Source organism: Nonomuraea sp. NPDC049625 (assembly GCF_040675285.1).
In the GTDB taxonomy this organism is placed as follows: Bacteria; Actinomycetota; Actinomycetes; order Streptosporangiales; family Streptosporangiaceae; genus Nonomuraea; species Nonomuraea angiospora_A.
Map to the genome: position 1 here is coordinate 69997 of NZ_JBFAOQ010000012.1, position 25133 is coordinate 95129.

General features: G+C 71.0%; 25 protein-coding genes. 10 read left to right on the forward strand and 15 right to left on the reverse strand.

Going from position 1 to position 25133, the window contains the following annotated elements:
- Positions 1-6: 6 nt before the first annotated feature.
- From AB0J87_RS40890 to AB0J87_RS40905, 4 genes are all read right to left on the reverse strand, one after another.
- Positions 7-1824 (reverse strand): ABC transporter ATP-binding protein, encoded by a 1818-nt coding sequence (locus AB0J87_RS40890; protein WP_363975090.1) that lies wholly within the window; start codon positions 1822-1824, stop codon positions 7-9.
- 43 nt (positions 1825-1867) lie between these two features.
- Complete coding sequence (locus tag AB0J87_RS40895) at positions 1868-2893, reverse strand: iron-siderophore ABC transporter substrate-binding protein (protein ID WP_363975092.1); 1026 nt, start codon at positions 2891-2893, stop codon at positions 1868-1870.
- Between the two features lie 87 nt (positions 2894-2980).
- On the reverse strand, positions 2981-4045 hold the full coding sequence (locus AB0J87_RS40900; RefSeq protein WP_363975095.1) for an iron chelate uptake ABC transporter family permease subunit: 1065 nt from the start codon (positions 4043-4045) through the stop codon (positions 2981-2983).
- Complete coding sequence (locus AB0J87_RS40905; RefSeq protein WP_363975097.1) at positions 4042-5097, reverse strand: iron ABC transporter permease; 1056 nt, start codon at positions 5095-5097, stop codon at positions 4042-4044. Before AB0J87_RS40905 ends, AB0J87_RS40900 begins: the two co-directional genes overlap by 4 nt.
- A gap of 95 nt (positions 5098-5192) precedes the next feature.
- On the opposite strand from AB0J87_RS40905, the gene AB0J87_RS40910 reads away from it, so the two are divergent.
- On the forward strand, positions 5193-6269 hold the full coding sequence (locus AB0J87_RS40910; protein WP_363975100.1) for an alpha/beta hydrolase-fold protein: 1077 nt from the start codon (positions 5193-5195) through the stop codon (positions 6267-6269).
- A 26-nt stretch (positions 6270-6295) separates the two neighbouring features.
- Here AB0J87_RS40910 and AB0J87_RS40915 read toward each other — a convergent pair whose 3' ends face one another.
- Positions 6296-7594 carry a lysine N(6)-hydroxylase/L-ornithine N(5)-oxygenase family protein gene (locus AB0J87_RS40915; RefSeq protein WP_363975103.1) on the reverse strand — a complete coding sequence of 433 codons (1299 nt, stop codon included), beginning with the start codon at positions 7592-7594 and terminating at the stop codon, positions 6296-6298.
- A gap of 127 nt (positions 7595-7721) precedes the next feature.
- On the opposite strand from AB0J87_RS40915, the gene AB0J87_RS40920 reads away from it, so the two are divergent.
- Positions 7722-8666: a methionyl-tRNA formyltransferase gene (locus tag AB0J87_RS40920; protein WP_363975106.1), complete on the forward strand. Its 945-nt coding sequence runs from the start codon at positions 7722-7724 to the stop codon at positions 8664-8666.
- Between the two features lie 4 nt (positions 8667-8670).
- Here the strand turns inward: AB0J87_RS40920 and AB0J87_RS40925 are convergent, their stop codons facing one another.
- Complete coding sequence (locus AB0J87_RS40925) at positions 8671-8802, reverse strand: hypothetical protein (RefSeq protein WP_363975109.1); 132 nt, start codon at positions 8800-8802, stop codon at positions 8671-8673.
- 18 nt (positions 8803-8820) lie between these two features.
- On the opposite strand from AB0J87_RS40925, the gene AB0J87_RS40930 reads away from it, so the two are divergent.
- On the forward strand, positions 8821-9027 hold the full coding sequence (locus AB0J87_RS40930; RefSeq protein WP_363975112.1) for a hypothetical protein: 207 nt from the start codon (positions 8821-8823) through the stop codon (positions 9025-9027).
- A gap of 20 nt (positions 9028-9047) precedes the next feature.
- On the opposite strand, the gene AB0J87_RS40935 is transcribed toward AB0J87_RS40930, so the two are convergent.
- Positions 9048-10103, reverse strand: coding sequence for a cellulose binding domain-containing protein (locus AB0J87_RS40935; RefSeq protein WP_363975115.1), 1056 nt, complete (start codon positions 10101-10103; stop codon positions 9048-9050).
- Between the two features lie 376 nt (positions 10104-10479).
- On the opposite strand from AB0J87_RS40935, the gene AB0J87_RS40940 reads away from it, so the two are divergent.
- On the forward strand, positions 10480-10686 hold the full coding sequence (locus tag AB0J87_RS40940) for a cellulose binding domain-containing protein (RefSeq protein ID WP_363975889.1): 207 nt from the start codon (positions 10480-10482) through the stop codon (positions 10684-10686).
- Positions 10687-10709: 23 nt separating this feature from the next.
- On the opposite strand, the gene AB0J87_RS40945 is transcribed toward AB0J87_RS40940, so the two are convergent.
- Positions 10710-11126 carry a VOC family protein gene (locus AB0J87_RS40945; protein ID WP_363975118.1) on the reverse strand — a complete coding sequence of 139 codons (417 nt, stop codon included), beginning with the start codon at positions 11124-11126 and terminating at the stop codon, positions 10710-10712.
- Positions 11127-11199: 73 nt separating this feature from the next.
- Between AB0J87_RS40945 and AB0J87_RS40950 the strand changes: the two genes are divergently transcribed.
- Positions 11200-11817, forward strand: a complete 618-nt coding sequence (locus AB0J87_RS40950) for a helix-turn-helix domain-containing protein (protein WP_363975121.1) — start codon at positions 11200-11202, stop codon at positions 11815-11817.
- Here AB0J87_RS40950 and AB0J87_RS40955 read toward each other — a convergent pair.
- From AB0J87_RS40955 to AB0J87_RS40970, 4 genes are read right to left on the reverse strand one after another with little or no spacing between them, the layout of a single operon-like run.
- A complete protein-coding gene (locus AB0J87_RS40955; RefSeq protein ID WP_363975124.1) occupies positions 11790-12605 on the reverse strand; it encodes a carbohydrate ABC transporter permease in 816 nt (271 codons plus the stop codon). The genes AB0J87_RS40950 and AB0J87_RS40955 overlap by 28 nt on opposite strands.
- Positions 12602-13486, reverse strand: a complete 885-nt coding sequence (locus AB0J87_RS40960; protein ID WP_363975127.1) for a sugar ABC transporter permease — start codon at positions 13484-13486, stop codon at positions 12602-12604. The genes AB0J87_RS40955 and AB0J87_RS40960 overlap by 4 nt, the downstream gene beginning before the upstream one ends.
- Entirely contained in the window at positions 13483-14835 is a 1353-nt protein-coding gene (locus AB0J87_RS40965; protein ID WP_363975130.1) for an extracellular solute-binding protein, read from the reverse strand. Before AB0J87_RS40965 ends, AB0J87_RS40960 begins: the two co-directional genes overlap by 4 nt.
- A gap of 21 nt (positions 14836-14856) precedes the next feature.
- The gene (locus AB0J87_RS40970; RefSeq protein WP_363975133.1) at positions 14857-15867 is read right to left on the reverse strand and encodes a LacI family DNA-binding transcriptional regulator; all 1011 of its coding nucleotides are present in this window, start codon (positions 15865-15867) and stop codon (positions 14857-14859) included.
- Positions 15868-16049: 182 nt separating this feature from the next.
- On the opposite strand from AB0J87_RS40970, the gene AB0J87_RS40975 reads away from it, so the two are divergent.
- The 3 genes from AB0J87_RS40975 to AB0J87_RS40985 all read left to right on the forward strand — a co-directional run bounded on the left by AB0J87_RS40975 (position 16050) and on the right by AB0J87_RS40985 (position 19963).
- Positions 16050-17060 (forward strand): ADP-ribosylglycohydrolase family protein, encoded by a 1011-nt coding sequence (locus AB0J87_RS40975; RefSeq protein ID WP_363975136.1) that lies wholly within the window; start codon positions 16050-16052, stop codon positions 17058-17060.
- Positions 17050-18108 (forward strand): ADP-ribosylglycohydrolase family protein, encoded by a 1059-nt coding sequence (locus AB0J87_RS40980; RefSeq protein ID WP_363975139.1) that lies wholly within the window; start codon positions 17050-17052, stop codon positions 18106-18108. The genes AB0J87_RS40975 and AB0J87_RS40980 overlap by 11 nt, the downstream gene beginning before the upstream one ends.
- A gap of 400 nt (positions 18109-18508) precedes the next feature.
- Positions 18509-19963: an MDR family MFS transporter gene (locus AB0J87_RS40985; RefSeq protein WP_363975142.1), complete on the forward strand. Its 1455-nt coding sequence runs from the start codon at positions 18509-18511 to the stop codon at positions 19961-19963.
- Between the two features lie 213 nt (positions 19964-20176).
- On the opposite strand, the gene AB0J87_RS40990 is transcribed toward AB0J87_RS40985, so the two are convergent.
- Complete coding sequence (locus AB0J87_RS40990) at positions 20177-20941, reverse strand: IclR family transcriptional regulator (RefSeq protein WP_363975145.1); 765 nt, start codon at positions 20939-20941, stop codon at positions 20177-20179.
- 137 nt (positions 20942-21078) lie between these two features.
- On the opposite strand from AB0J87_RS40990, the gene AB0J87_RS40995 reads away from it, so the two are divergent.
- Positions 21079-22011 carry a U32 family peptidase gene (locus AB0J87_RS40995; RefSeq protein WP_363975148.1) on the forward strand — a complete coding sequence of 311 codons (933 nt, stop codon included), beginning with the start codon at positions 21079-21081 and terminating at the stop codon, positions 22009-22011.
- A gap of 128 nt (positions 22012-22139) precedes the next feature.
- Here the strand turns inward: AB0J87_RS40995 and AB0J87_RS41000 are convergent, their stop codons facing one another.
- Positions 22140-23777 carry a glycosyl hydrolase 53 family protein gene (locus tag AB0J87_RS41000; RefSeq protein ID WP_363975151.1) on the reverse strand — a complete coding sequence of 546 codons (1638 nt, stop codon included), beginning with the start codon at positions 23775-23777 and terminating at the stop codon, positions 22140-22142.
- A gap of 92 nt (positions 23778-23869) precedes the next feature.
- On the opposite strand from AB0J87_RS41000, the gene AB0J87_RS41005 reads away from it, so the two are divergent.
- Complete coding sequence (locus AB0J87_RS41005) at positions 23870-24172, forward strand: hypothetical protein (RefSeq protein WP_363975153.1); 303 nt, start codon at positions 23870-23872, stop codon at positions 24170-24172.
- A gap of 26 nt (positions 24173-24198) precedes the next feature.
- On the opposite strand, the gene AB0J87_RS41010 is transcribed toward AB0J87_RS41005, so the two are convergent.
- Positions 24199-25071, reverse strand: coding sequence for a helix-turn-helix domain-containing protein (locus tag AB0J87_RS41010; protein ID WP_363975156.1), 873 nt, complete (start codon positions 25069-25071; stop codon positions 24199-24201).
- Between the last annotated feature and the right edge of the window lie 62 nt (positions 25072-25133).

A 25133-nucleotide genomic window follows, 5' to 3' on the forward strand; every position in this document is an offset into this window, starting at 1 on the left:
GAAGACTCAGCCGTCCCTTTCGAAGGATGAAGGTTCTTGCCACGCGCGCCACAGCCGCGCGTACCTGCCGCCCAGAGCCACCAGCTCCTCGTGGGTTCCCTGCTCCACGACGCGTCCCGCGTCCAGCACGGCGATGCGGTCGGCCGCCATCGCCTGGGTCAGCCGGTGCGCCACGAACAGCGTCGTACGGCCCTTGCAGGCGGCGGCCACGGCCCGCTCCAGCTCGGCGGCGCCCTGGCTGCCCGCCTCCGCGGTCGACTCGTCCAGCACCACCACCGGCGACCGGCCCAATACGAGCCGGGCCAGGGCGATCTGGGCGACCTTGGTGCCGTCCAGCCGCTCACCGCCCTCGCCGACCACGGTGTCCAGCCCGTCGGGCAGCGCCGCGACCCACGTGTCGGCGCCGACCCTGCGCAACGCGTCCATCAGCTCGGCGTCGGCCGCCTCCGGCGCGGCCAGCCGCAGGTCGCCGGAGAGCGGGCCGGAGAACACGTGCGTCTCCTGCGTCAGGATGCTCACCAGGGCCCGCGCGCCGGCCTCGTCCAGCCCGGCGAGATCGGTCGATCCGATGCGCACCGACCCGGCCTGCGGGGTCCCGATCCCCGCGATCAGCGCCGCCAGGGTCGACTTGCCCGCGCCCGTCGCCCCCACCAGCGCCAGCGACCCGCCGGCCGGGATCACCAGGTCGACGTCCCGCAGGACCGGCCGCTCCGAGCCGGGATAGCTGCCGGGATAGCTGAACGTCAGCCCCTCGACCACCACCGGGTACGGCCCGGCGTCCGCGGGGGCGGCGGCCACCCGGCCCACCAGCCGCTCCTCCGTGGCCTCGCCCAGCACGCCGACCAGCCGGGTCAGGCTCGCGCCCGACTTCTGCGCCTCGTCGAAGGTGAACAGGATGGCGCCCAGCGGGTTGAACAGCCGGTGGAACAGCAGCGGCGCCACCGACGCCTCGCCCAGGGTGACGGCGCCGGCCTCCAGCAGGACGTACCCCACCACGAGGATCAGGACCAGCCCGATGAACTCGGCGCGGTTCTCCCTGCCGACGAACCGGCCGAAGAACCGGAACACCTCGACGCCGAGATCGCGCACCCGCCGCGACTCGCGGGTGACCTGCTCGCGGAAGGCCTCCTCCAGGCGGTAGGCCCGGACGGTGTCGATCCCGTTCAGGCCGCTGATCAGCGCCTGCGCGCGATCGGCCTGGGCCTCCCGCTGCCGCTGGTAGAGCGGCGCGGACCGGGGGAGATACCAGCGCAGGGCCAGCGCGTACGCGGGCAGCGCGCCGGCCCCCGCCAGGCCGAGCCGCCAGTCCAGCCCGAACATGCCCGCCGTGGCGATGACGACCAGCACCCCCGACGAGAACACCGTGGGGACCGCCGTCCGGATGCCCTTGGACACCACGGCCACGTCGTCACCGACCCTGGACAGCACGTCGCCCCGGCCGACCTGCTCGATCCGCGCGCTCGGCATGCCCAGCACCGCCCGTACGGCGCCTTCCCGCAGCCGCGCGAGCAGGTCCGCGCCCAGCCGCCCGATCAGGTACGTGGACGCCGTGGTGGCCGCCGAGCCGAGCAGCGCGGCGGTCACCATCAGCACCCCGACGGTGACCAGGACCGACCGCGACTGACCTTCGACCACCCCGTCGACCACCCGCCCGAGCAGGAGCAACGGCAGCACCTGGAGCGCCGCCGCGGCCACCGCGGTGAGCACGGTGGCGCCCGTCAGCCAGGGCACCTCGCGGCAGTACGCCGCGACCCATCGGGTGGCCTCGCGTCCGGTCGCCGTGCGCAGGATCGCCGGGGCGACGCGGGTGCCGGTGGTGCTCACACCCGGCCCACGGCAGGCCGGGCACAGGACACGTTCACCGGCGTCACCAGGCGGCCGACTTGACGAGCTCGTCGATCGCGTACGGCAGGGACAGCAGGGTGCCCTGCGACATGGCCGCGCCGATCGCCGGTCCCTCGCTGTCCAGCAGGTACGACACCTTGCCGCCCTTGACCGCGGGCAGGTTGGCGAACAGCTTGAAGTTCTTCAGCGCGTTCTGGTCCGCCTGGTCGGCGATGACGAAGATGTGGTCGACGTCGATCAGGTCGATGCGCTCGGGGGACAGCACGGTGTAGAAGCTGCCGCCCGCGATCTTGTCGATCTCCGTCGCGCCCTTGAAGCCGATGCCCGACACCAGCCGTCCGCGCACGTCGGTGGTGGTGAACGGGGCGACCGAGTTCTTGTACCAGGACACCGCGACGGCGGTGCGCTCCGCGAACTCCGGGTGCGTCTTGCGGGCGGTGTCGAGCTTGTCCTGGATGCCCTGCACCAGCTTGGCGCCCTCGTCGGCCTTGCCGAGCGCCTTGGCGATGTGCAGCGCGTTGTCCTGCCACGGCGCGCTGAACGGCTCCTTCTCGGTCTTGGTGCGGCCCACCGTAGGAGCGATCTTGGAGAGCCGGTCATAGGCGGCCTGGTCGATCTCGGAGTAGACCGCGATGATCAGGTCGGGCCGCAGGGCGGCGATCTTCTCGTAGTTGGGGCCGGAGTCCCCGTTGTTCATGATGACCTCGGGGCGGGTGTCGCCCCACCGGTCCTTCACCCAGGGCCACTGGGTGTTGACGTCGGGGGTCTTGCCCGGCGGGTTCGGGTACTGGTCGACCATGCCGACCGGCTTGATGCCGAAGGCCAGGATGGCCTGGTCGTCGGTGTAGCCGACGGAGACGACCCGCTGGGGGGCCTTGGTGATCTGCGTGGACCCGAACGCGTGCTCCACGGTCAACGGGAACACGCCACCACCCGTGGCCGCCGCGGTGGTGTCGCCGCTCGGCTTCTCCGCCGAGCCGGAACCGCATCCCGCGATCAATGTCGCAGCGGACAACACCACTGCGATGCCCCGCAAGGTCTTCGTCACTGTTCTTCGCTGGAGGAGCATCCGGAATCCCTTGCCTTCGTGCGATCCACTGGAACCGTAACATGCGCAGATTAGGTTAGCCTAACCTTACTTCTTCAGGTTCGCCCGCACCAGCAGGTAGACGAGGAAAGGGCCGCCGATCGCGGCGGTGACCACGCCGACCGGGAGGCTGACCGGCAGCGCCGTACGCGCCACCAGGTCCGCGCCGATCAGCAGCAGCGCGCCCACCAGCCCGGATGCCACCAGCGGCGGCGTCGGACACCGTGACAGCCGCATCGCCACCTGCGGCGCCACCAGCGCCACGAACGGGACCGGGCCCGCCGCGCTCACCGCCACGCCGGCCAGCAGCACCGCGCACAGCAGCAGGACCGCCCGCACCATCGAGTACCGGACGCCCAGGCCCGCAGCGACCTCGTCGCCGAAGTGCAGCGGCCTGAGCTGGAACGCCACACACGACACGACGGCCATGAGGCCGAGCGCGCACCACAGCGCCACCCAGACCTCGCCCCACGTCCGGTTGTCCAGCGAGCCGACCAGCCATGCCTGGGCCCGGGCCACGTCCCGGATGTCGGCCGTGACCAGCAGCCAGATCGTGATCGCCTCCGCCACGGCGCTCACCGAGATGCCGATGAGGATGAGCCGGAGGCCGTCGATCCCGCGCCGCCACGCCAGGAAGTACACCAGCAGTCCGGTGCCGAGACCGCCCGCGAGAGCCGCCGCGGACAGGCCCACGGAGTCGACGACGGCCGCGGCGACCCCGCCCGACACCGTCACCAGGAACACCGCGACCACGCTCGCGCCTCCGGTGATCCCCAGCACGTCCGGGCTGGCCAGCGGGTTGCGCGCGATGGACTGCGTGATCGCCCCGGACACCCCGAGCGCGATCCCCACGACGAGCCCGGCCAGGGCGCGCGGCAGGCGCAGATCCATGATCACGAACTCGTCGACCCGCTCACCCTGGCCGAAGAGCGTGGCGATCACCTGGGGCAGGCCGATGGGGAAGTCCCCGGTGCCGATGGACAGGCAGAACACCAGGAAGGCCGCCGCCGCCAGCAGCAGCGTGACCAGCACCATCCAGGGCCGCCACACGAACGACGCGTGGCCGAGCCGCACGCCCGGTGTCACCGGCCGCTTCACCGCCGTCTCGTTCATACCGTCTTGAACTTTCCGCGCCAGACCAGCGCCGCGAAGAACGGGGCGCCGACCACGGCGACGACGACGCCTGCCTGCAACTCGCCCGGCCGGGTCACCACGCGCCCCACGATGTCGCAGGTCAGCAGGATGATGGCGCCGAGCAGACCCGCGCACGGCACCAGCCAGCGATAGTCCGGCCCGGTGAGATACCGGGCCACGTGGGCCACCATGAGCCCGAGGAACGCGATGGGGCCGCACGCCGCCGTCGTCGCGCCCGCGAGCAGGGTGATGGCGACGATGCCGACGGTCCGGGTGCGCGTGATGTTCACGCCCAGCCCGCGCGCGACGTCGTCACCCAGGTTGAGCAGGTTGACGGCGGGCAGCGTGGTGAGCCCCAGCACCAGCCCGGCCACGACGAACGCGGCCACCGGCCGGATGACGTCGAATCCGACCCCGGCGACGGTGCCCGCGTTCCAGAACCGCAGGGCGTTCAGCGACGCCTGGTCCGATAACGCGACCGCCGTGGTCATCGCCGCCAGGAACACCGCGACCCCCTGCCCGGCCAGCGCGAGCGTCAGCGGGCTGCCCGCGCCCCGGCCGATGCTGGCCAGCCCGAACACGACGGCGCCGGCGGCCGCCGCCCCCAGGAAGGCGAACCAGACGTACTGGTACGGATTGGCGAGCCCGAACAGGAGGATCACCGACACGACGGCGAACGAGGCGCCGGAGTTCACCCCCAGCAACCCCGTGTCGGCGATCGGGTTGCGCGTGTACCCCTGGATCAACGCCCCGCTGACCCCCAGAGCGACGCCCGCCACGATCGCGAGCACGGTCCTGGGCACCCGTACGGTCTGCACGATCAGCGCGATCTCGGTGAGCCGCTGGTCGGAGCCCGGCTCCGGGAACAACCCCTGCCACACCTCCGCGAGACTCAGCCCGCGCGCGCCGACGGCCAGCGACACCGCCGCCGCGACCAGGAGAACCACCGCGAGCGCGCCCAAGCCCACCACCCGCCGCCGGCGGACCCCTGTGACCTCGGACGCGGGACGTCTCTCCAGAGTCGTACTCATCGACCTACAATCCACGGGGGCGCGTCTCGATCATGAAACTTAGGTAAGTCTATCCTTAGTTTCTGGCCGACGGTAGGGACGGAGAACGACCGCGCATGGAGCACACTTTCGCCACGTTCGGGTTCCCCGGTGAACCCGGTTCCGACGAGTTCTGGGCGGCGGCGGGAGCGCCCGCGTCGGTGCCCGCCGGCGACGGCTGGGCGACCCTGTTCCTGTGGCGCGGGTCCCCGGCGAGCGTCGGCTTCGAGAGCTGGTCGGAGCCGGTGCCCCTGCGCCGGTGGGGCGACACGGACTGCTGGTACGCCGAGGTGGCCATGCCCGCGCGGCTGCGGGTGACGTACCGGTTCGTCACGGACGACGGGGCCTGCGCCGACCCGTTCAACCCGGTCGGCGCGGGAGGTGACCGGTCCATCGCCGCGACCCCGGACGCCCCCGCCCAGCCGCACTGGCCCGCCGTCGGCGCCGAAGACGTCCTGCCCCTCCCGCGCACCCGGATCCGCTGGACCAGCGAACGGCTCGGCGGGCGGCGCACCGTGCGGGTCCACCCGGCGGGCGGCGGCGGGCCGGTGGTCCTGCTGCTCGACGGGGACGACTGGCTGTACCTGCACCCGGCCATGACCGCGTTCGACTCGGCCGTCGCCCACGGCGAGATGCCCCCCGCCACGCTCGTCTTCCTGCCCGCCCAGGACAGGGAGGCCGAGTTCGGATGCGTGGCCGAGCTGTGGGAGGCGGTCCGGGACGAGTTGCTGCCGCTGGTCGCCGAGAGCGGCGTGCCCGCCGACCTGGGCCGGCTGGTGGTCGCCGGGCAGAGCCTCGGCGGGCTGAGCGCGATGTACGCGGCCCTGGACTTCCCGGAGCTGGTGTCGGCCGTCGCCTGCCAGTCGGGGTCGTTCTGGTGGACGCCCGGCGCCGCCGAACTGGCCGACCCCATGGGCGGACCGGTCGGCGGCGCCGTCGCCGCGCGCCTGCGGGAGCGGCCCGACCTGTCCGGACTGCGGGTCGCGTTCGACGTGGGGGAGCACGAGGCGCGGATGCTGCCGCACTGCGAGCTGGTCGAGACCCTGGCCGAACAGGCCGGTGCGACCGTGCGGGTCTCCCGGTCGGCCTCGGGCCACGATCGGGCGGGCTGGCGGCATGCCCTGCTCAGGGATGTGGCCTGGGCGCTGCGGTGACGGCGGGGCCATCACCGCAGCGGCTGTCAGCGCGAGAACGCGAAGGAGGTGCGCAGCCGCCCGGCCACCGCGTCGACGATCTCCCCGGCCCGCACGGCGGTGTTCGACAGCAGCGTCGAGGTCAGGCCGTGGGTGTGTTCGGTGGCTCCCTGCACGTAGATGCCGCAGCGCAGGTGCGTGGAGGTGGCGATCCGGTAGTCGCGCTCGATGCGCAGGGCGCCCGAGGGCAGCCGCTCGCAGTGCTCGCCGACGGCGCCCAGCAGGGTCAGCGGGTCGCCGGGCCGGTAGCCGGTGGCGTAGACGAGCGCGTCGGCGTCCAGGACGGTCCGCTCCCCGGTGGGCAGGAACTCGACAGTGGCGCGCACGCCCTCGGCGTCCCGGGCGACCTCGACGAGCCTGGAGGCGTTGAGGATGCGCAGCCGCTGGCTGCCCCGCACCTTCTCCTGGTAGTGCCTGCGGTACAGCTCGTCGATGAGGTCGAGGTCGACCACCGAGTAGTTGGTGGAGGCGTGGTAGGCGCGCAGGCTGTCCTTGACCGCCTCGGGCGCGTCGAAGTAGTGGTCGACCGCGCCGGAGTCGAAGATGCGGTTGGCGAAGGAGCTGTCGTCGGCGGGGGTGTAGCCGTACTTGGAGAAGACCGCGCACACCTCGGCGCCGGGGAAACGGCCGTGCAGGTGGTCGGTCACCTCGGCGGCGCTCTGGCCGGCGCCGACCACCACCAACCGGCGCGGGTCCGTCAGCGTGGGGAGCCTGTCCAGGAGCTCCTCGCTGTGCCAGACGCGGTCGTCGCCGACCATCCCGTCGGGCAGCACCGGGACCAGGCCGACGGCGACGACCAGGTTGCGGGTGCGGCGGGTGCTGAGCTCCCCGTCGCCCTGGCGGACCACCACGTCGAGATACTCCACCGCGCCGTCGACGGTGACGGGGGTGACCGCGACGACCTCCGAGCCGTACTCGACCTGATCGGCGAACGGCGTCGCGGCCCACTCCAGGTAGTCGTGGAACTCCATGCGGGAGGGGAACATCGTCTTGTGGTTGATGAAGTCCAGCATCCGGCCGCGTGCCTTCAGGTAGGACAGAAAGCCGAACTCGCTGGTGGGATTGCGCATGGTGACCAGGTCCTTGAGGAAGGAGACCTGCATCGTGGTGCCTTCGAGGAGCATGCCGCGGTGCCATCCGAACGAGAGTTGCTTCTCCAGGAACACCGCGTCGATCCGCTCGCCGGTACGCGCCTGCCGCTCGCGCAGCGCGATGGCCAGGGCGAGGTTGGACGGTCCGAAACCGATGCCGACGAGGTCGTGGACGGGCTGCTCGGCAGTGGGCATGAAAGGCCTTTCGAGAGAGCGGTCCGAGATGGGGAGCCATGGGTGGAATCAAGAACCAAGTTAGGTTAGGCTCGCCTAATTAGGCGAGCCTAACCTTTATTCCCCTCACCTCACAAGGAGAGCGCTGATGCGGGTCGTGATGTTCGGCTACCAGACCTGGGGGCATCGCACCCTCCAAGCCCTGCTGGACTCCGGGCATGACGTGGTGCTGGCGGTCACTCACCCTCAGAGCGACCACGCCTACGAGAAGATCTGGAGCGATTCGGTGGCCGAGCTGGCCGAGGCGCACGGCGTACCGGTCGTGCTCCGCAACCGGCCCGACGACGAGCTCCTGCTCACCCTCAAGGAAGTCGAGCCTGACCTCATCGTCGCCAACAACTGGCGCACCTGGATACCGCCGGAGATCTTCACCCTGCCCCGGCACGGCATCCTCAACGTGCACGACTCGCTGCTTCCGGCCTACGCCGGCTTCTCCCCGCTCATCTGGGCGCTCATCAACGGCGAGAAGGAGGTCGGCGTCACCGCCCACATGATGAACGCCGAACTGGACGCCGGGGACATCGTCGTGCAGCGCGCGGTCCCGGTCGGCCCGGCCGACACCGCCACCGACCTGTTCCACCGCACGGTCGACCTCATCGGCCCCATCGTCGCGGAGGCCCTGGACCTCATCGCTTCCGGCCGTACCGAGTGGACGCCCCAGGACCGGACCAAGGCCAGCTTCTTCCACAAGCGTTCGATCGAGGACAGCAACATCGACTGGAACTGGCCCGCCGAGGACATCGAACGGCTGGTGCGCGCCCAGTCCGACCCCTACCCCAACGCTTTCACCCACTACAGGGGCGAGCGCGTCCGCGTCCTGAAGGCCTCGGTCTCCCAGGGCGTCTACGGCGGCACCCCGGGCCGGGTGTTCATCCGCGAGGGCGACGGCATCGTCATCGTCGCCGGCGCCGAGGCCCGCCGGGGCCGCAGCCACGGCCTGGTGATCGAACGGGTGCGCACCGAGGACGGCACCGACCTGCCGGCCGGCGAGGTGTTCCGGACGATGGGCGGCTACCTCTCCCGCCACCCGTGAGCGATCACTGGTAGGCGGACGCCTGGAGGTCGTACAGGCGGGCGTACCGGCCTGAGAGTTCGATGAGCTCGGCGTGCGTGCCGCACTCGGTGATGCGGCCGCCGTCGAGCACGGCGAGCAGCGGCGTCGACCGCATGAACGCCCGTGCAGCTGCTTGACCAGCGTCGTCTTCCCGCTGCCGTGGTCGCCGGCCAGCGCCACCGTGGCCCCGGCCGGGAGCCGCAGGTCGATGCCGCGCAGCACGGGCGGCCCGCCGTACGAGAAGTCCACGCCGGACAGGGTGATGCCGTCGCGCAGCCGGTCGGGCGGGGGTTGCGTGCCGCTGGTGCTCGCCCGGTGCAGGTCGCGCAGCCAGAGGTAGTGGTCGGCGCCGGGGACCGCTCAGGGGCTGGAGCAGCCGATGCCGGTGGGCGTGTTCGCGCCGTTGCCGCCGGCGACGTAGCCGAACGTCGTGGTGCCGCCGCCCGCGAGGGTGCCGTTGTAGGAGGCGTTGCGGACGCTGATCGCGCCGCTGGTGCCGGTGTTGACGCCGCCCCACAGGTTGGTGACGGCCTGCCCGGCGGCCAGGGTCAGGCCCACGGTCCACCCGTTCAGCGGCGCCGACCCGTTGTTGCGTACGGTCACCTCCGCCTGGAAGCCGCCGCTCCAGGTGTTGACCGTCCGGTAGGTCGCGGTGCAGGCGCCGCCCTGCCCGGGAGGCGTGGGCGTCGGGGTCGGCGTGGGGGTCGGGGTTCCCTCCAGGCTGCCGGGGACCGAGCGCAGGGCGTTGTACCAGACGGTCGCCATCTTGCTGTAGCCGCCGGCGTTGGGGTGGACGCCGTCGGCCAGGTCCGCGGTGGTCAGGGCGCTGTACATGTCCACCAGGTGGACGTGTTTGCCGGCCGCGGCCCTGGACTGCACGATGCCGGGGATCGCCGAGTTGAAGCCCCTGACGGTCGGGTCGGCGCCGTTGAGGGGGATGATCGTGGCCACGAACACCTCGGCGTCGGGCACGGTGCCGGTGATGCGGTCGATGAGCGTGGCCAGCCTGGAGGACGCGCCGGTCGGGTTCTGGTACATGTCGTTGGTGCCGATGTGCAGCAGGATCGTACGCGGCTGGTAGGTGCGCAGCCAGGTCACGATGTTGGCGTCGATCTGGTCGATCCGCCATCCGGAGTGGCCTTCGTGGTCGTGGTCGCCCAGGTTCGACGGCCCGTTGAACTGGGATCCGACGAAGTCGACCCGGTATCCGGCCGCCACCAGCTTCTGCCACAGGTCGACGCGGTAACCCCCTGGCACGTTGAACCCGTCGGTGATCGAGTCGCCGAGCGGCATCACCCGTACGCCGCCGTTCGACTCCGCGCCGGCCGCCGTTGAGTACACCGTGGCGTAGACCGTGGCCGCGAGCAGCGCCAGCACGGCGACCAGGCCGCTCAGCAGGCGCATCATCCTCACCATGGTTGCCTCCGTTTCTGCGAGCTCTAACAGAGACCGCGGTCCCTGAACGGCCGGCCCCTTCCACGTGGAGCGAACCCCGCCGGGCGTGGACCCGTCAATGCGCCGCCCCGCCGATCCCGTCCTGCCGCCCGCCGTCTTCCCTGGTCGCGCAGCGCGGCCCGCCCCCGGACGGAGAAGAAAATTTCACGCCACCGGCCCCGGGAAACGTTTCGGGTATCCGGCCTGAAGGAAGCCCTGGACGCGATCCGTACAGAGCTCGGATGGCCAGGTTAAGTCGCGGCCGTGCTCGTCGCCGCGGCCGTCCTCGTCCACCGGGGGGCCAAGATGGTCTACCAGTATCTCGGGGCCGCCGACCGGATCGGCCGGCACCTCGGCGATCAACGGCTGGACGGTCACCTGGAACTGGCCCGGATCGCAGAGCGCCACCCCGCTGTGGGGCGGGGTCCGCTCGGGCGCCGCGCCGTCCGTCAGCGTCCGCAACGAGTCCTGGAACGGCAGGCTCGCCGCCGACGCCCCCACCACCTTCGGCTTCACCGCCGCCGGGACCGCCGCCGGCCCGGCACTCACCTGCACCGTCACCTGACCACCCGCTTCGCCGCCCGGGCGTCATGAGCCGGCGTACTGCCCGGCGTACTCCGCCGAGGGCGCGATCGGGGTGATGACGTCGATGAGGACCCCGTTGGGGTCGGCCACGATGAAGTGCCGCTGCCCGAAGTCCTCGCTGCGCAGCGCGAGCTCGGCGGTCAGCCCCGCGCCGACGACGAGCCGTTCCCATTCGGCGTCCACGTCCGCCACCTCGAAGTTGAGCAGCAGCCCGCGGACCGGGACGCGATACGCCTCGGGCAGCGTCGGGTGGGTGTGGTCGAGCAGGGCGAGCTCATAGGACGGCGTCCCGGGGCGCCGCAGGCTGACGTACCAGTCGGCCTCGAACGTCGTCTCGAACCCCAGGAGCCCGGTGTAGAAGTCGCGGGACTCCTGAAGCCGGGCGGTGCAGATCACGGGATAGAAGCTGGTCAGTTTCATACGAACCTCTTTCACATACCATCGGTACGTGAATGTGTATTTGACGTACCATCGGTATGTCAAGGGAGGAAGCATGAAGACGCACGGCGTCCGGGCGCAGCAACGGGAGCAGACCAGGCAGGCCCTGCTGCGGGAGAGCAGGCGCCTGTTCGCGGACCGGGGTTACGGCGCGGTGAGCCTGTCGGAGATCGTCGCCGAGGCCGGGGTGACCAAGGGCGCGCTCTACCACCTCTTCGAGAGCAAGGCCGAGTTGTTCAGGGCCGTCCTGGAGCAGGTGCAGCAGGAGGTGGCCGAGACGGTGGCGCGGACCGCCGACGTCCACGACGACCTCTGGACCCGCTTGACCGTCGGCTGCCAGGCGTTCCTGACGGCCAGCACGGCCCCGGGCGTTCAGCGGATCATGCTCGTCGACGGCCCCGCCGTGCTCGGCTGGACCGAATGGCGCGCGATGGATGAGGCCGCCGCGGCCCGCCACCTGGCCGAAGCGCTCACCGACCTGATCGAGGAGGGCACGATCGCGCCCCAGCCGGTCGCGCCGCTGACCCACCTGCTGTCCGGCGCGATGAACGAGGCGGCGCTGTGGCTGGCCGGCTCGGACGACCCCGCGGACCTGCCGGCCACCCAGGCCGCCCTCGCGCGGCTGCTGGAGGCGCTACGGCACGCTCAGCCCGACATCCCCGAGGAGGTGTAACCCTCGACGAAGCGGCGTTGCAGAGACAGGAACAGCACCAGAGGCGGCAGGGCCATGATCAGACCGGCCGCGCTGACGAGCGCCCAGTCGGGGGAGAAGCCCTGCTGGAAGGAGTAGAGCGACAGGGAGACCGGCAGTTTCTCGCTGTCCTGGATGAACGTCACGGCCAGCAGGAACTCGTTGTACGCCTGCAGCCCCGCGATCAGGCCCGCGGTGAGGACGCCCGGCCAGATCAGCGGGAAGACGATCCGGGTGAACAGCCGCACCTCTCCCGCGCCGTCGAGACGCGCCGCCGCTTCGTACTCCCTGGGGACGGCGAGCAGGAACGAACGGATCAGCAACGTGGCGAACGGACTGTAGATGGCCCAGTAGATGACGATCAGCCCGAACCTGCTGTCGTACAGCCCGATCTTCGTCCACAGGGACAGCAGCGGCACCAGGAACAGCTGGATGGGCAGCGAGCTGGCGACCAGCAGATAGAGGATGAACAGTCCGGGTTTGGGCAGGTCCAGCCGGCCGAGCGCGTAGGCGGCGCAGCCGGAGATGAGGCAGACCCCCGCCGCGGTCGACACGGCGATGATGGCGCTGTTGACCAGGCCCGCGCCCATGTTCGCGTCGGTCCAGGCCGTCGCGAAGTTCTCCCAGCGGAACTCGCCGGGAAGGCCCAGGGGGTTGGCGCTGATCTCGCTCGGAGTCTTCAGCGAGGCAAGGACGAAGACCAGCATCGGGCCGAGGGCGTAGACGGCCAGGACGGTCAGGATCAGGTAGGCGAACGGGCGCCGGGTCATATCTCCCACCTCAGGCGGCGGCGCAGGTAGAGGTAGCCGCCGACGGTGACTGCGCTGATCAGGGCCAGGATGACGCCGATCGCCGAGGCGTAGCCGGCCTGCTGCTCGCTGAACGCGGCGCGGTACATCACGGTGCTGAGCACGTCGGTCGAGCCGGCGGGACCTCCCTGGGTCAGGATGTAGATGTAGTCGAAGACGAGGAACGACCAGATGACGGTCATCAGCGACAGGAACATGAAGGTCGGGCGGATCGACGGCAGCGTGATGTGCCAGAACTCGCGCCAGCTGCCCGCGCCGTCCATCCTCGCCGCCTCGTAGAGCGACGGCTCGATCGACTGCATGGCCGCCAGGAAGATCACGACCAGGAAGCCCCACCACTGCCAGTTGTTGATGAAGGCGACCGCGCCGAGCGCGATCCGCCCGTCACCCAGGAAGTTCACGTCGTTGAGCCAGGGGAGGCCCAGGCTGCCGAGGGCGGGTGCCAGGCCGCTGGTCGGGCTGAGGATCTGCCGCCAGATGGCGGCCGAGACGACGGTCGCGATCACGTACGGGATGAAGTAGAGCAGCCGGAACAGCAGCTGGCCGCGCTGGATCCGGGACAGCAGGAAGGCGCCGAGCAGCCCCATCGACATCGGCACGACCAGGAAGAAGGCCGTCCAGAGCAGGTTGTGCAGCAGGGCCCCGCGGAAGTCGGGGCTGCCGAACAGCATCGCGTAGTTGGCGAGCCCGACGAAGTGCGCCTCGTCGAGGCCGTCCCAGTCGGTGAAGGAGTAGTACACCGACATCAGGCCGGGCCCGGCGACGACGAGCAGGTTCACGAGCAGCAGCGGAGCGATGAACAGCCAGGCCGTCAGCCGGGCGCGGGCACGGGGCGCGCTCACGACTCGGGGGCGAACGGCTTGGCCACCGCGCCCGCCGCGAGCTCTGCGGCGAAGGTCTTCTGCAGTCCGGCGCAGAAGTCGGCGGGCGACATCGCACCCGTGATGACCTTGTCGAACTCCGTGTAGAGATAGGTGTCCGTCTTCGGCGGGACGAAGCTCCAGCTCGCGTAGCCCAGGTTCGTGGTTTCGGGGATGGCCTTGTACAGCCGCGCGACCCGCTCGTCCATGCCGGCCGGGTAGGCATCGGCGGAGACCTTGAGCGGCGGGGGGTTGGTGCCGGTCGTGGCGAGGAAATCGAGCATGCGCTTGGGATCGGCGATGAGGTAGTCGATGAACTCGGCCGCCCCCGCCGGGTTCTCCGAACGCGCGTTGATCGACAGCGTGGTGCCGATCGCCAGCGGATAGACCCCGGCGGGCACGCCGTCACCGAGCGAGGGCAGCGGCGCCCAGTCCCACTTCTTGCCGCCGGTGAAGAACGTGCCGGCCGAGTCGAAGCTCCACGTTCCCGTCATGTACATCGCGACCTTGCCGGCGGCGAGGCCGGTGAACATGTCGGTGTCGGTGTTGGTGAACCAGCGGTCGGCCCCGCCGCCCCACCAGCCCTTGTCGATCTGCGCCTTGAACAGGGTGATGGCGTCGACGAAGACCTTGTCGTCCCATTTGCGGGCGCCGGTGAGCGCCTCGTGGATCGCCTTCGGGCCGGCGGCGGCGTTGAGCACGCAGGTCAGGTACCACTCGCTCTGCGCCTTGTAGCCGCTGTTGCCCGCCCCGACGGGGATCAGGCCCGCGCTCTTGGCGGCGGCGCACACGGTCTCGAACTCGGCCAGCGTGGTCGGCACCTTCCAGCCGTGCTGGGCGAAGGTGTCGGGGTTGTAGTAGAGCACCAGCGAGCCGTAGCCGACGGGCACGGAGTGGAGCTTGCCGTCGATCTTGCTGACTTCGTACGCCCAGGGCAGCAGCTTGTCCTGCCAGCCGTACTTCGCGGCGTACTCGTCGAGCGTCACGGTCTTGGCGCTCTTGGCGAAGGACAGTGCGGCCGAGGGGCCGTCGGCGTAGACGACGTCGGGGCCCTTGCCCGCCGCCACCGCGGTGTTGGTCAGGTTGCCCAGCGTCATGAGCTGCTTGACGTCCATCTTGACGCGGACGTCCTTGGCGCTCTTGTTGAAGGCGTCGACGAGGTTCTGGCGGAAGTACTTCTCGCTGTCGGGGGTGGCGAAGGCGGCCCAGTAGGTGACGCTGTTGCCGCTGGAGCCGGAGGACGAGGTGCCGCACGCGGCGAGCGCCAGACCGGCGGCCATGGTGGTGCCGCTCAGCTTGAGGAAGTCACGGCGGGCGAGGTTGACGGACAAGGTGGTTCTCCTTACGGACGGCTATGACGAGTCGCGGACGATGAGCCGGTGGGCGAGGACGATCTCGCGGGCCGTGTCGTCGTACTCGCCGGCCAGCCGGTCGAGCAGAAGACGTGCGCAGGTCCTGCCGATCTCGCGGGCCGGGTTGAGCACTGTGGTCAGGGCGGGGGTGATGAGGGAGGCGGCCTCGATGTCGTCGTAGCCGGTGACGGCCACGTCGCCGGGGACGGACAGACCGAGCTGCCTGGTCACGTCGAGCGCTCCGACGGCGATGAGGTCGTTGGCGCAGACCAGGGCGTCGGGGCGGGGCGAGCGGGAGAGCAGGACTTTGGCCCCCTCCACGCCGCCCGCCCGGGTGAACGTGCCCGAGTGGATCAGCTCGGGCAGGATCGGCCGGCCGGCCTCGCGCAGCGCCCGCTCGTAGCCTTCGAGTCTGATCTGGCTCGGGTGCGCGTGCGGCTCGCCGTTGAGGAACGCGATGCGCTGGTATCCCCGGTCGATCAGGTGGCTGACGATGTCGTGCACGCCGCTGGTGTCGTCGGCCCTGACGATGTCGCCGAACTCGGCGCGGAACCGGCCGCCCAGCCGTACGAGCTTGGTGCCGGATTTCGCGATCTTGTCGATGTCCTGATCGGTGGCGCCGTAGGTGGCCAGCACGATGCCGTCGACCCTGCGGGCCAGCACGTGCCGTACGACCTCGGGCAGGGCCCGGCTGGGCAGCGCCGCGTCGGTGACGGACAGCAGGTAGCCGCTCGACATCAGCACGTCCTGCAGCCCGGCCGCGACCAGCGGGTAGAACGGGTTGGTCAGATCGGGGACGATCAGCGCGATCGACTCGCTGCGGTCCGTCCGCAGGCTGCGGGCCGACGGGTTCGGCCGGTAGCCGAGCTCTTCGATGACCGCCTCCACCTTGGCCCGGGTACGGGCGCTGACCGGTCTGCGGCCGCTCAGCACGTGCGACACGGTCGTCACGCTGACTCCGGCGGCCGCGGCGACGGCGGCGATGTCCGGGCGCCGGCCTGCTTCCTTCATCTCGCTCCCACAAATGCAAATCGATTTGGGTCGTAGCATGGAGTGCGTCCCCGGCTCCGGTCAAGGGGTCAGCGTAACGATCCTGTTTCCAGAAGTCATCCCAGGCAGCTCGCTGTTCGTGGGGGAGCGTGCGCTGCTAGCGTGTGCGGCATCATGCAAAACGATGCGACTCTGGAGAGCGAGTGACCACTCTGGACCGGTGCCGAGGCGCGCTGCTCGGCCTCGCGGTCGGCGATGCCCTCGGCGCACCCACCGAAGGCATGACACCTGCCGAGATCCACGCACGCTACGGCAGGGTCACCGACTTCCTCACCGAGGACGCGGCCGGCACCGACGACACCGAGTACGCGGTCCTCTGCGCCCGGGGCCTGCTCGCCCACGGCAGGAGCATCACCGCCGACGACGTGGCCGACGTCTGGCTGGACGCGGTCGCGGCGCAGCGGGGCGGCTTCCACGGCGCCGGCTTCAGCGAGATGGTCGCCCTCGCCAACCTGCGTTCGGGGCTGCGACCGCCGCAGAGCGGCAGCGACAGCTACGAGATGTGGAGCGACGGCGCCGCGATGCGGATCGCTCCCGTCGGCATCCTCTGCATGGGCGACCCCGACGAGGCCGCCAGGATCGCGGCCGTCGACGCCTCGGTCAGCCACGCCCGCGACGGCGTCTTCGGCGCCCAGGCGGTCGCCGCGGCCGTCGCCGTCGCGATGAACGCGCACGACCACCGCGACGTGATCGACGCGGGCGTGCGCGCGCTGCCACGGGACTCCTGGTCGGCGCGGCTGGTGGGCCGGGCGCTCGACGTGGCCGCGGCGGCGGGCTCACCCGCCGCCGCGGAGGAAGCGCTGTACGCGGAGATCCCGCTCTTCCACTACCCCTGGGCCGACGCCGCCCCGGAGGCGATCGCGCTGGCCTTCGGCCTGTTCGCCGCCCACCGGGGGGACTTCACCCAGGTGGTGCTGGCGGGGGTCAACATCGGCCGCGACTCCGACACCATCGCCGCCATCGCCGGCGCCATGGCGGGCGCCCTGCACGGCGCCCAGGCCATCCCCGAACGGTGGCGGGCCCAGGTGGCACGCGTGAGCGGACGATGCATCACCGCCACCGCCGGCACGGACCTCGTCGACCTGGCCGACCGGCTGCACGACGCCGGCCGGCAGAGCTCGGCGCTCAGGGAGGTGGCCGTCGATGGGCGTTGACGCCACCGCCACGCGGGACAATCGTGCGGCCGGCGCCCTGCTGGGGCTGGCCGCAGGCGACGCCGCGGGCCTTCCCGCCCAGTTCCACCGCAGGGCCGGCTCGGCCTGGGCCCGGGCCGCCGGTTGGCGGCTCTCGGCCGCGCTGGACGAACAGCGGGTCTCGCGCCCGTTGCTGCCGTTCACCCTCGGGATCGGGGACGACATCCCGCTGTCTCCCACGGACGACGCCGAGACCGCGGCCATGGCCGCGCTGGTGCTCCTGGAGGCGCCGGGCCACGACTCGGCCGCGCTCTTCGCCGAATGGCGCAAGCGGATGTCGTCCGACGTCTGGACCGGCGTCGCCGAACGCTCCGCGATCATCAACAGCGCCAGGGGCCTGACGCCGCCCGCCACCGGCAACGACAACCCGATGCACTACTCCGACAGCGCCGTGCCCGCCGGAGTGTCGATCGGCCTCTACTACGCCGGCGACCCGGCCGGGGCCGCCGAGGTCGCGCGACGCTATGCCGAGATCACCCACGCCGAGGACGGGGTCTGGGCCGCTCAGGCGATGGCCGTCGCCATCGCGTCGCTGGTCGGCGGCGCCTCCCTCCGCGACGCGCTGCGGGAGGCGGCGGGCGCCTTCCCCGAGAACAGCTGGACCGCCCGCAATCTCGCCAGGGCGGCCGGCGTCCGAGAGTCGGCGCGGACGGCCTTCGACGCCGTCCCCGGCCTGGTCGAGCGGCTCAGCCCGGCCGTGTACAGCCACGGGGGAGTGGCCGCCGAGACCCTGCCCACGGCCTTCGTCCTGGCCGAACTGGCCGACGGCGACCTCGCCACGGCCCTCGGCTCGGCCGCGCTGGTCGCCCGGCAGTCCGACAGCATGCCGGCCATGGTGGGCGCGCTGTGCGGCGCGGCGTCGGGGGCCGCCGCCGTCCCCGACACCTGGCGCCGGCATGTCGATGAGATTGCCGGCGTCCTGATCCCCGACCTGAAGGGGCTCAGCCTCACGGCTCTTGCGGGTCGCCTGCTGGCCGCGTCCGAGTCGGACGTCAACGGGCCCGGCTGACCCGAACGTCCGGTCGTCGTCCGGGGCGATGAGGCATGGCCCATGGCGCCCGGCATGAGCACCGTCGTCGGCATGGCGCGCAGTCCGGCCGCGGACCGCAGGTGGACGACGAGGGGCGGGGACATCCCCCTCGTCGTCCTGACGGCGGCAGACCGACCGCGCCCCGGCTTCGGCACCGGGATCGACGGGGCGCACGGCGTTCGCCGCAGGTCATGGGGCGACACGGGACCCGGGTTAAAAGCGGGTGACATTTCGCATCACGTGCCGGACTGTTGGACGGGGGCGATGAGTTTTGTCGGTGGTGTAGGTCAGTCTGTGTATGACCACGACTACTCGTGAGACCCAAGGCTGGAATACCGGCCGTGACGACGCTATTTCCGACAACTCTGATAGAGGTACCGTGCCCAGCCCACAGCTCGACTCACCCGCCAAGTCCGCGGCCGCCGGTTCGGGCCGCACCCCGGCCGTGATCCGGCTGCTTGTGCTCGCCACGTTCGTGGTCATCCTCAATGAGACGATCATGATCAACGCGATCCCGCGGTTGATGGAGGCGCTGCGCATCACCGAGCAGACCGCGCAGTGGCTCTCGACCGCCTTCATGCTGACCATGGCCGCGGTCATCCCGATCACCGGCTGGTTCCTGCAGCGGGTGTCCACCCGCAGCGCCTACACGGTGGCGATGGCGTTGTTCCTGATCGGCACGGCGTTGGCCGCCGTCGCGCCGACGTTCGAGGTGCTGCTGGGCGCGCGCATCATCCAGGCGTCCGGGACGGCCGTGATGATGCCGCTGCTGATGACCACGCTGATGCAGGTGGTGCCCGAGGAAGACCGGGGCAAGGTCATGGGCAACGTCACCCTGGCCATCTCGGTCGCGCCCGCGATGGGCCCGGCGATCTCGGGGGTGATCCTGCAGTTCGGGTCCTGGCGCCTGCTGTTCGCCGTGGTGTTCCCCATCGCCGCCCTGATCGCCTGGAGCGGCCTGAAGCGGCTCAAGAACATCGGCGAGCCCAAGCTCAGCACCATCGACTGGTTCAGCGTGGTGACCGCCGCGGCGGGCTTCGGCAGCCTGGTCTACGGGCTCAGCCAGTTCGAGGGCGGTGACGTCCGGCTTGCCGCCGGGATCGTGGCGGCCGGGCTGGTCACCATCGCCGTCTTCGTCTTCCGCCAGCTGTCGTTGCAGAAGCGCGACGTGCCGCTGATGGACCTACGCACCCTGCGCCACCGCACCTACACCGTCGCGCTGATCCTGATGTCGGTGTCCTTCATGGCGATGCTCGGCTCGATGATCCTGCTGCCGCTCTACCTGCAGAGCGTCCGCGGGCTCAGCGCCCTGGAGACCGGGCTCCTCGTGATGCCGGGCGGCCTGGCGATGGGCCTGCTCGGTCCGACCGTCGGCCGCCTGTTCGACCAGTTCGGCGGCCGGGTGCTGGTCATCCCCGGCGCGATCGGCATCATGCTCTCGCTCGCCGGCTTCACCCAGGTCACGATGACCATGCCGTACTGGCAGATCCTCGGCCTGCACGCGCTGCTGATGGTGAGCCTGGCCGCGACCTTCACCCCCGTGTTCACCCTCGGGCTCGGCGCGGTTCCCCCGCACCTCTACTCCCACGGCAGCTCGATCCTGAGCACGCTCCAGCAGGTCTCGGCGGCCCTCGGCACCGCGCTCGTCATCACCGTGATGAGCGCGCGCGCCGACGCCCTGAAAGCCGAGGGGGTCGCCGAGGCGCTCGCCAACCTCGACGGCATGCGACTGGCCTTCATCCTCGGCGCGGTGCTGTCCGTGGCCGTGGTCATCACCGCCCTGCTCCTTCCCGCCCGGGCGGAACACGCCGTCGAGCTGGAGGAAGCCGGTTGATGACGCCGCAACCGGCCCGGCATGACCTGGTCAGGAGGCCGTTTACCGCGACTGACGTCCGATGAGCACGTAACCCGACCCGCCGCAGGGTCGGGTTACGTGCTCCGGGGTGGCGTGTCCTCGACCCCGGCGCCGCCCTTTGAGATGTGAGTCGGCGTGCCTGGCCGATCGTCACCGGCTGCTCCGTGCCGAGAGAGTAGTGCCGTCCACGGATTATGAGCGGTGGCCGAGGCGGTGGGAGAGTGTGGCGGCGCCGGTGCGGACGAGGTCGGTCCACTGCTTTCGGCGCTCGTCGGTCCAGCGGACGGTCGGCACCGAGACGCTCATCGCGGCCACCATGCGGCCACTGTGATCGAGCACGCCGACGGCGACGCAGGCGATCGCTTCGTTGGACTCGCAGTTGTCGTAGGCCACGCCTGCCTGCCGGATCTCCGCCAGTTGTGTGCGGAGCGCGGCGGGCGTGGTGATGCTGTTCGGGGTCATCGGCTGGAGGGGCCGGTCGGGCGGGTAGCGCGTATCGAGTGCGTCCGGGGCCAGGGCGGACAGCAGCATCTTCCCGACCGCGGTGCAGTGCGCCGGGAGCCGGCGGCCGACCGCGGAGACCATGCGTACCGAATGGGTGCTGTCCACCTTGGCGATGTACACCACCTCGGCTCCGTCCAGTATCGCCACGTGCACGCTCTCGTCGCAGGCGGCGGCCACCTCGGTGGCCGCCGCCTGAGCCTGTCTGGCCAGGTCGAGGCGGTCGGCGAAGAGCCCGCCGAGCTCGAAGAGCCTCATGCCCAGCCGGTACCGGATCGGGGCGCTCGGCTCGGCGACCAGGTAGCCGCGGGCGACCAGGGTGTTGACCAGCTCGTGGACGGTGGTCCGGGGCAGGTCGAGCCGGGCGGTGATGTCGGAGGCGGCCAGCGCGTCCTCGGCGAGGAACAGCTCGAGGATGTCGAGCGCTCGGTTGACCGCCGGAACCGTCCGGGCCATCGCTGTCTCCTGCTGGTCGGGGGGCGCGGCATGTCCATCGGCCGGCATTGACGACCGCGAGCCGGAATCGTTAGCCTCCGCATGTCGATATACCGAACCTTGTTCGAGATTTCGAACAATACGGGACTGGGAGCGCGATGTCCACCACCCATGAGCTGCTCGTTCGTCTTGGGCTGCCCGCTGACGACGGGTCCACGCCTCCGCCGTCTCCCGGCCGGTTCCCCGACGGGGCCCAATACCGCGTCGAGATCCCCAGCGTGGAGGGGCCGGCCAGCCTCGCCGCCGTCCTGCGCGAGGCACAACGGCTGGACGTCCCGGTCACCCGGGTCTCGCAGGGCAGCGGGGTGGGCCTGCTCACGGACGGCGAGATCGCCGACATGGTCGGCATGGCCGCCGACGCCGGGGTGGAGCTGTCGTTGTTCGCCCGGCCGTGTGCCGGCTGGGACACCTCCGCGATGAGCCGCGCGCCCGCCGGGGGTGGCCTGGCGCCGGCGGTGCGCGGGCAGGACCAGCTGGTCGCGGTGGTGGACGAGATCCGCCGGGCCGCTGAGCTGGGCGTGCGCAGCGTTCTGATCGCCGACGTGGGTGTGCTCTCGGTGTTCGGCCGGCTGCGTGACAGCGGGGAGCTGCCCGCGGAGATGCAGGCCAAGATCTCGGTGATGCTCCCGATCGCGAACCCGGCCACCGCCAAGGTGATCGCCGGGCTCGGGGCGGACACGCTCAATCTGCCGACCGATCTGACACTCGCGCAGATCCGAGCCATCCGCGGTGCGGTCACCCAGCCGCTGGACATCTATGTCGAGTCGCCGGACAACCTGGGCGGTTTCGTCCGACACTACGAGCTGCCCCGGCTGGTGGAGCTGGCGGCGCCGGTGTATGCGAAGTTCGGCCTGCGCAATGCCCCGGACATCTACCCGTCGGGCAGCCACCTGGAGTCCACGTCGGTGGCGCTGTCGATCGAGCGGGTCCGCCGCGCGAGGCTGGGGCTGGACCTGCTGGCGCGGGCCGGTTCCGAGGCCGTGTGCTCCGTCGCCGGCGCGGCCGGACTGGCCCTGCCGGTCACCGGCTGACGTCGGGCGGGCCACCTCGGGCGGGCCATGCCCGGCGGGGGTGGGCGGGCCATGCCCGGCCGGCCCCGCCGGTCAGCGGCTGATGCCGGGTGGGGCGGACCTGGGAGGTCGTGCCCCACCCGGATCGGTCAGCGCCCGCCGTCGACGTTGTAGCGGTACGCGTCCAGCGCGGGCAGCGCCCTGCCGGTGAAGTCGAACAGGGTCGTGTTGCTGACGAAGTTCGGCTCGCCGACCTCCCAGCCGACCCCGGGCGCCGGGATCATGACCGGGTCCCAGTAGAGATCGCCGATCACGGCGCCATCGGGCACGCTCTTGAGCGCGGCGAACAGCTCATAAAGGAAGTCGCGCTGCCCGGCAGGAGTCTCCCCGTAGGGCACGGGACCGTTGTCGTGGAGCTGGCCTTCGAGGCCCTCGTGGGTGACCGGGTTCCAGTTGACGCCGGTCTCCATCACCATGATCTTCTTGTTGAACTCCCGGCTGATGGTGTCGAAGAACCGGACGACGGTGGGGATGTCGCGGCGGGTCCAGAACGGGTAGTAGGACGAGCCGATGAGGTCGTACGGGACGCCGAGCCGGTTGAGCAGGCCGAAGAACCAGCGGTACTCGTCGTAGTCGCCGGCATCGGTGATGTGGATGATGACCTGCGTGTCCGGCGACACCTCCTTGGTGGCGCGGTAGCCCGCCTTGAGGAACCGGGCCAGCGCCGGCGCCCCGTCGGCGGTGTAGGAGTAGCCGTAGGGGAAGAGCAGCCCGCCCTGCATCTCGTTGCCGAGCGAGACGAAGGCCGGTGGCGTCCCCTGGGCGGCCATGCGCTGGAGGAAGTACCTGGTGTAGTCGTAGACGTGGCTCTCCAGCTTGTCGACGGCCTGGTCGCGGGGCAGGCCCGTGACGTCGCGCCAGTCCTTGGGGATGTCCTGGATCTCGCCGTTCGTCCAGTAGTCGCTGTAGTGGAACGTCAGCTGGATCCGCATCCCGTACCGCGTGGCGCGCCGGGCGAGGTCGAGGATGTCCTCCTCGTCCTGGTAGCCCTCGGGTAGATAGTGGCCGGGATACCCGACCCGCGGGTGATCGGGGCCGGTGTCGTTGTAGAGGCGCAGGCGGACGATGTCCGTCCCGTTCTCCGCCATGATCTTCAGCGGGTCCTCGCGGCGGCCGCGCCCGTCGTAGTACCGGCCGCCGCTGTCCTCCACCCAGTTGAGCATCGTGATGTCGCCGCCGGCGAGGAAGTCGTACGGCGCTCCGGCGGTCAGCCGCACGTCGTCGAGCCGGGTCCAGCCGCCCTGGGGAGCCTCGGTGCGCAGGCCGATGGTGAGCCGGCCGTGCCGGACCTCGATGCCGCGGACGGTGACGACCGTCCAGGCGGACGACACCGGCACCGCGGTGCGGGCCTGGCGTCCAACGGCCGGCTCGGCGAACAGGTAATTGGCGCGCTGCCCGCCGCCGCTCTGGGCGTAGGCGGTGAGGGTGTAGTGCCCGTCGGGCACGCGCACGGTCTGGGTGGTGGTGACCGTGTACGCCCGCGTGCCGTTGTGCTGCAACGCGAACGCGCCGGTCCGGGCGGGCCCGGCGATCGTCGCCGCGCCGCGGGTGCCCGCCGCGCGCCAGCCCGGTAACTTGGCCGGCCCGGTGGGAGGGGTCTCGAAGCCGGAATTGCGGATCTCGGGGGAGGGCGCCGCCTGGGCGACGGCCGGCGCCACGGGCCCGAGCAGGCTGAGGACCAGTCCGGCCGCCAGGCCTGCGCGGACACTCCAACTGGCCATGGGCATCAGGGCTCCTTCGGAACGGGGGGTGAGGGCCCAGTGTGACTCCCGTGTTTCAGGAGTGTCAACGGATTAATAATATTTTTCAATACAAAAGTATGCTTGTTGAAGGGCATGGTCACCACCGTCGGCCGGACCTCGCCAGCGGCCTGAAGGTGATCGTCGGCACCCCGACGTACGCCGGCCGCCACCCCGGTGTGATCGGTTTCCAGGTGGACAACGAGATCGGCGTGCATCAGATCGCCGATCCGCACGTCGTCCAGCGGTTCCGGGAGCACGTGACGGAGGCGCTCGGCGCCGGTATGCGTGAGCAGCGCCAGCCGGCGGAGGTGCCGGAGGCCGCCGAGGACGGCGGCACGCTGCGGCTGGGCCCGTGGGAGAGCCGGGTCATCGTGAGGTAGACCGCACGACGCGGAGCGGCGCGGGCTCAGCGCGGGCGGTTCCGGTACGCGGTAGGCGCGAGCCCGTGGACGCTCGCGAACTTCCGGGAGAAGTACAGGGCGTCGTCGTACCCGGCCTCGCGGGCGACGGCCTTGACCGCGAGGCCGGAGTGGTCCAGCAGCTCCCGTGCGCGCGCCATGCGGAGCTGCGTCTGGTACTTCAGCGGAGAGACCCCGAGCTGCTCCCGGAAGAGTGCGCCGAGCTGGGACGTGCTCAGCCCGACCATCGCCGCCAGCGAGTCCACGGAGGTGCGCTGGGGCGTGGTCGCGCGCAGGTGCTCGACGGCGCGTTCGACCGGGCTGAGCGAGGTTCCGAGGGGACGGCGGCCGGTGGCGACGACCTGGGCGAGCGCGTTCCACGCCGCGCCGGCGGCCCGTACGAGGCCGCCCGTGGTCCCGGCGTCCAGGCCGTCGATCACCTGGGAGATGAGACTGGCGACGGGTGCGGGATCCCGGAGATGCGTGACGATCCCACCGGCCGCCGCCAGTCCGGCGCTGACGAGGTCGGCGGCGTCGGCGCCCACGGCGTGGAACCACCACAGGGTCCAGGGGTCGGTGTCCGAGGCCCCGTACTCGTGGGCCATTCCGGCGGGCAGGAGAACCGCGTCGCCCCGCTGAACGGCGAAACGTCCATCGCCCGTCTCGACCCATCCCGAACCGTCGGTGCAGACCAGCAGGATGTGCTGTCCGGCGCCGCCGGGCCGGGCCGCTCCATGCCGTGCGGCGCGGAGAAAGATCCCGGTATCGGTGACAAGGAGCCGGTTCGTCACGGGCCGGCCGAGCGCCCTGCGCACCGTGGGCCGGGGGACGACCAGCATCCGTCCGCCGGCGAACCCCTCAGGCAGCGTCGTTTCGTCCATATGAGGCAGTGAAACGCCCATCGGCTCGCCGGGTCAACCAGCCATACGATCGCCCACGCCCC

Excerpts from the sequence above, each read along its gene's own strand:
- AB0J87_RS40900 (WP_363975095.1), bottom strand. The coding sequence starts at position 4,045 with ATGAACGAGACGGCGGTGAAGCGGCCGGTGACACCGGGCGTGCGGCTC.
- AB0J87_RS40905 (WP_363975097.1), bottom strand. The coding sequence starts at position 5,097 with ATGAGTACGACTCTGGAGAGACGTCCCGCGTCCGAGGTCACAGGGGTC.
- AB0J87_RS40910 (WP_363975100.1), top strand. The coding sequence starts at position 5,193 with ATGGAGCACACTTTCGCCACGTTCGGGTTCCCCGGTGAACCCGGTTCC.
- AB0J87_RS40915 (WP_363975103.1), bottom strand. The coding sequence starts at position 7,594 with ATGCCCACTGCCGAGCAGCCCGTCCACGACCTCGTCGGCATCGGTTTC.
- AB0J87_RS40920 (WP_363975106.1), top strand. The coding sequence starts at position 7,722 with ATGCGGGTCGTGATGTTCGGCTACCAGACCTGGGGGCATCGCACCCTC.
- AB0J87_RS40925 (WP_363975109.1), bottom strand. The coding sequence starts at position 8,802 with ATGCGGTCGACGCCGCTGCTCGCCGTGCTCGACGGCGGCCGCATCACC.
- AB0J87_RS40935 (WP_363975115.1), bottom strand. The coding sequence starts at position 10,103 with ATGGTGAGGATGATGCGCCTGCTGAGCGGCCTGGTCGCCGTGCTGGCG.
- AB0J87_RS40945 (WP_363975118.1), bottom strand. The coding sequence starts at position 11,126 with ATGAAACTGACCAGCTTCTATCCCGTGATCTGCACCGCCCGGCTTCAG.
- AB0J87_RS40950 (WP_363975121.1), top strand. The coding sequence starts at position 11,200 with ATGAAGACGCACGGCGTCCGGGCGCAGCAACGGGAGCAGACCAGGCAG.
- AB0J87_RS40955 (WP_363975124.1), bottom strand. The coding sequence starts at position 12,605 with ATGACCCGGCGCCCGTTCGCCTACCTGATCCTGACCGTCCTGGCCGTC.
- AB0J87_RS40970 (WP_363975133.1), bottom strand. The coding sequence starts at position 15,867 with ATGAAGGAAGCAGGCCGGCGCCCGGACATCGCCGCCGTCGCCGCGGCC.
- AB0J87_RS40980 (WP_363975139.1), top strand. The coding sequence starts at position 17,050 with ATGGGCGTTGACGCCACCGCCACGCGGGACAATCGTGCGGCCGGCGCC.
- AB0J87_RS40990 (WP_363975145.1), bottom strand. The coding sequence starts at position 20,941 with ATGGCCCGGACGGTTCCGGCGGTCAACCGAGCGCTCGACATCCTCGAG.
- AB0J87_RS40995 (WP_363975148.1), top strand. The coding sequence starts at position 21,079 with ATGTCCACCACCCATGAGCTGCTCGTTCGTCTTGGGCTGCCCGCTGAC.
- AB0J87_RS41000 (WP_363975151.1), bottom strand. The coding sequence starts at position 23,777 with ATGCCCATGGCCAGTTGGAGTGTCCGCGCAGGCCTGGCGGCCGGACTG.
- AB0J87_RS41005 (WP_363975153.1), top strand. The coding sequence starts at position 23,870 with ATGCTTGTTGAAGGGCATGGTCACCACCGTCGGCCGGACCTCGCCAGC.
- AB0J87_RS41010 (WP_363975156.1), bottom strand. The coding sequence starts at position 25,071 with ATGGACGAAACGACGCTGCCTGAGGGGTTCGCCGGCGGACGGATGCTG.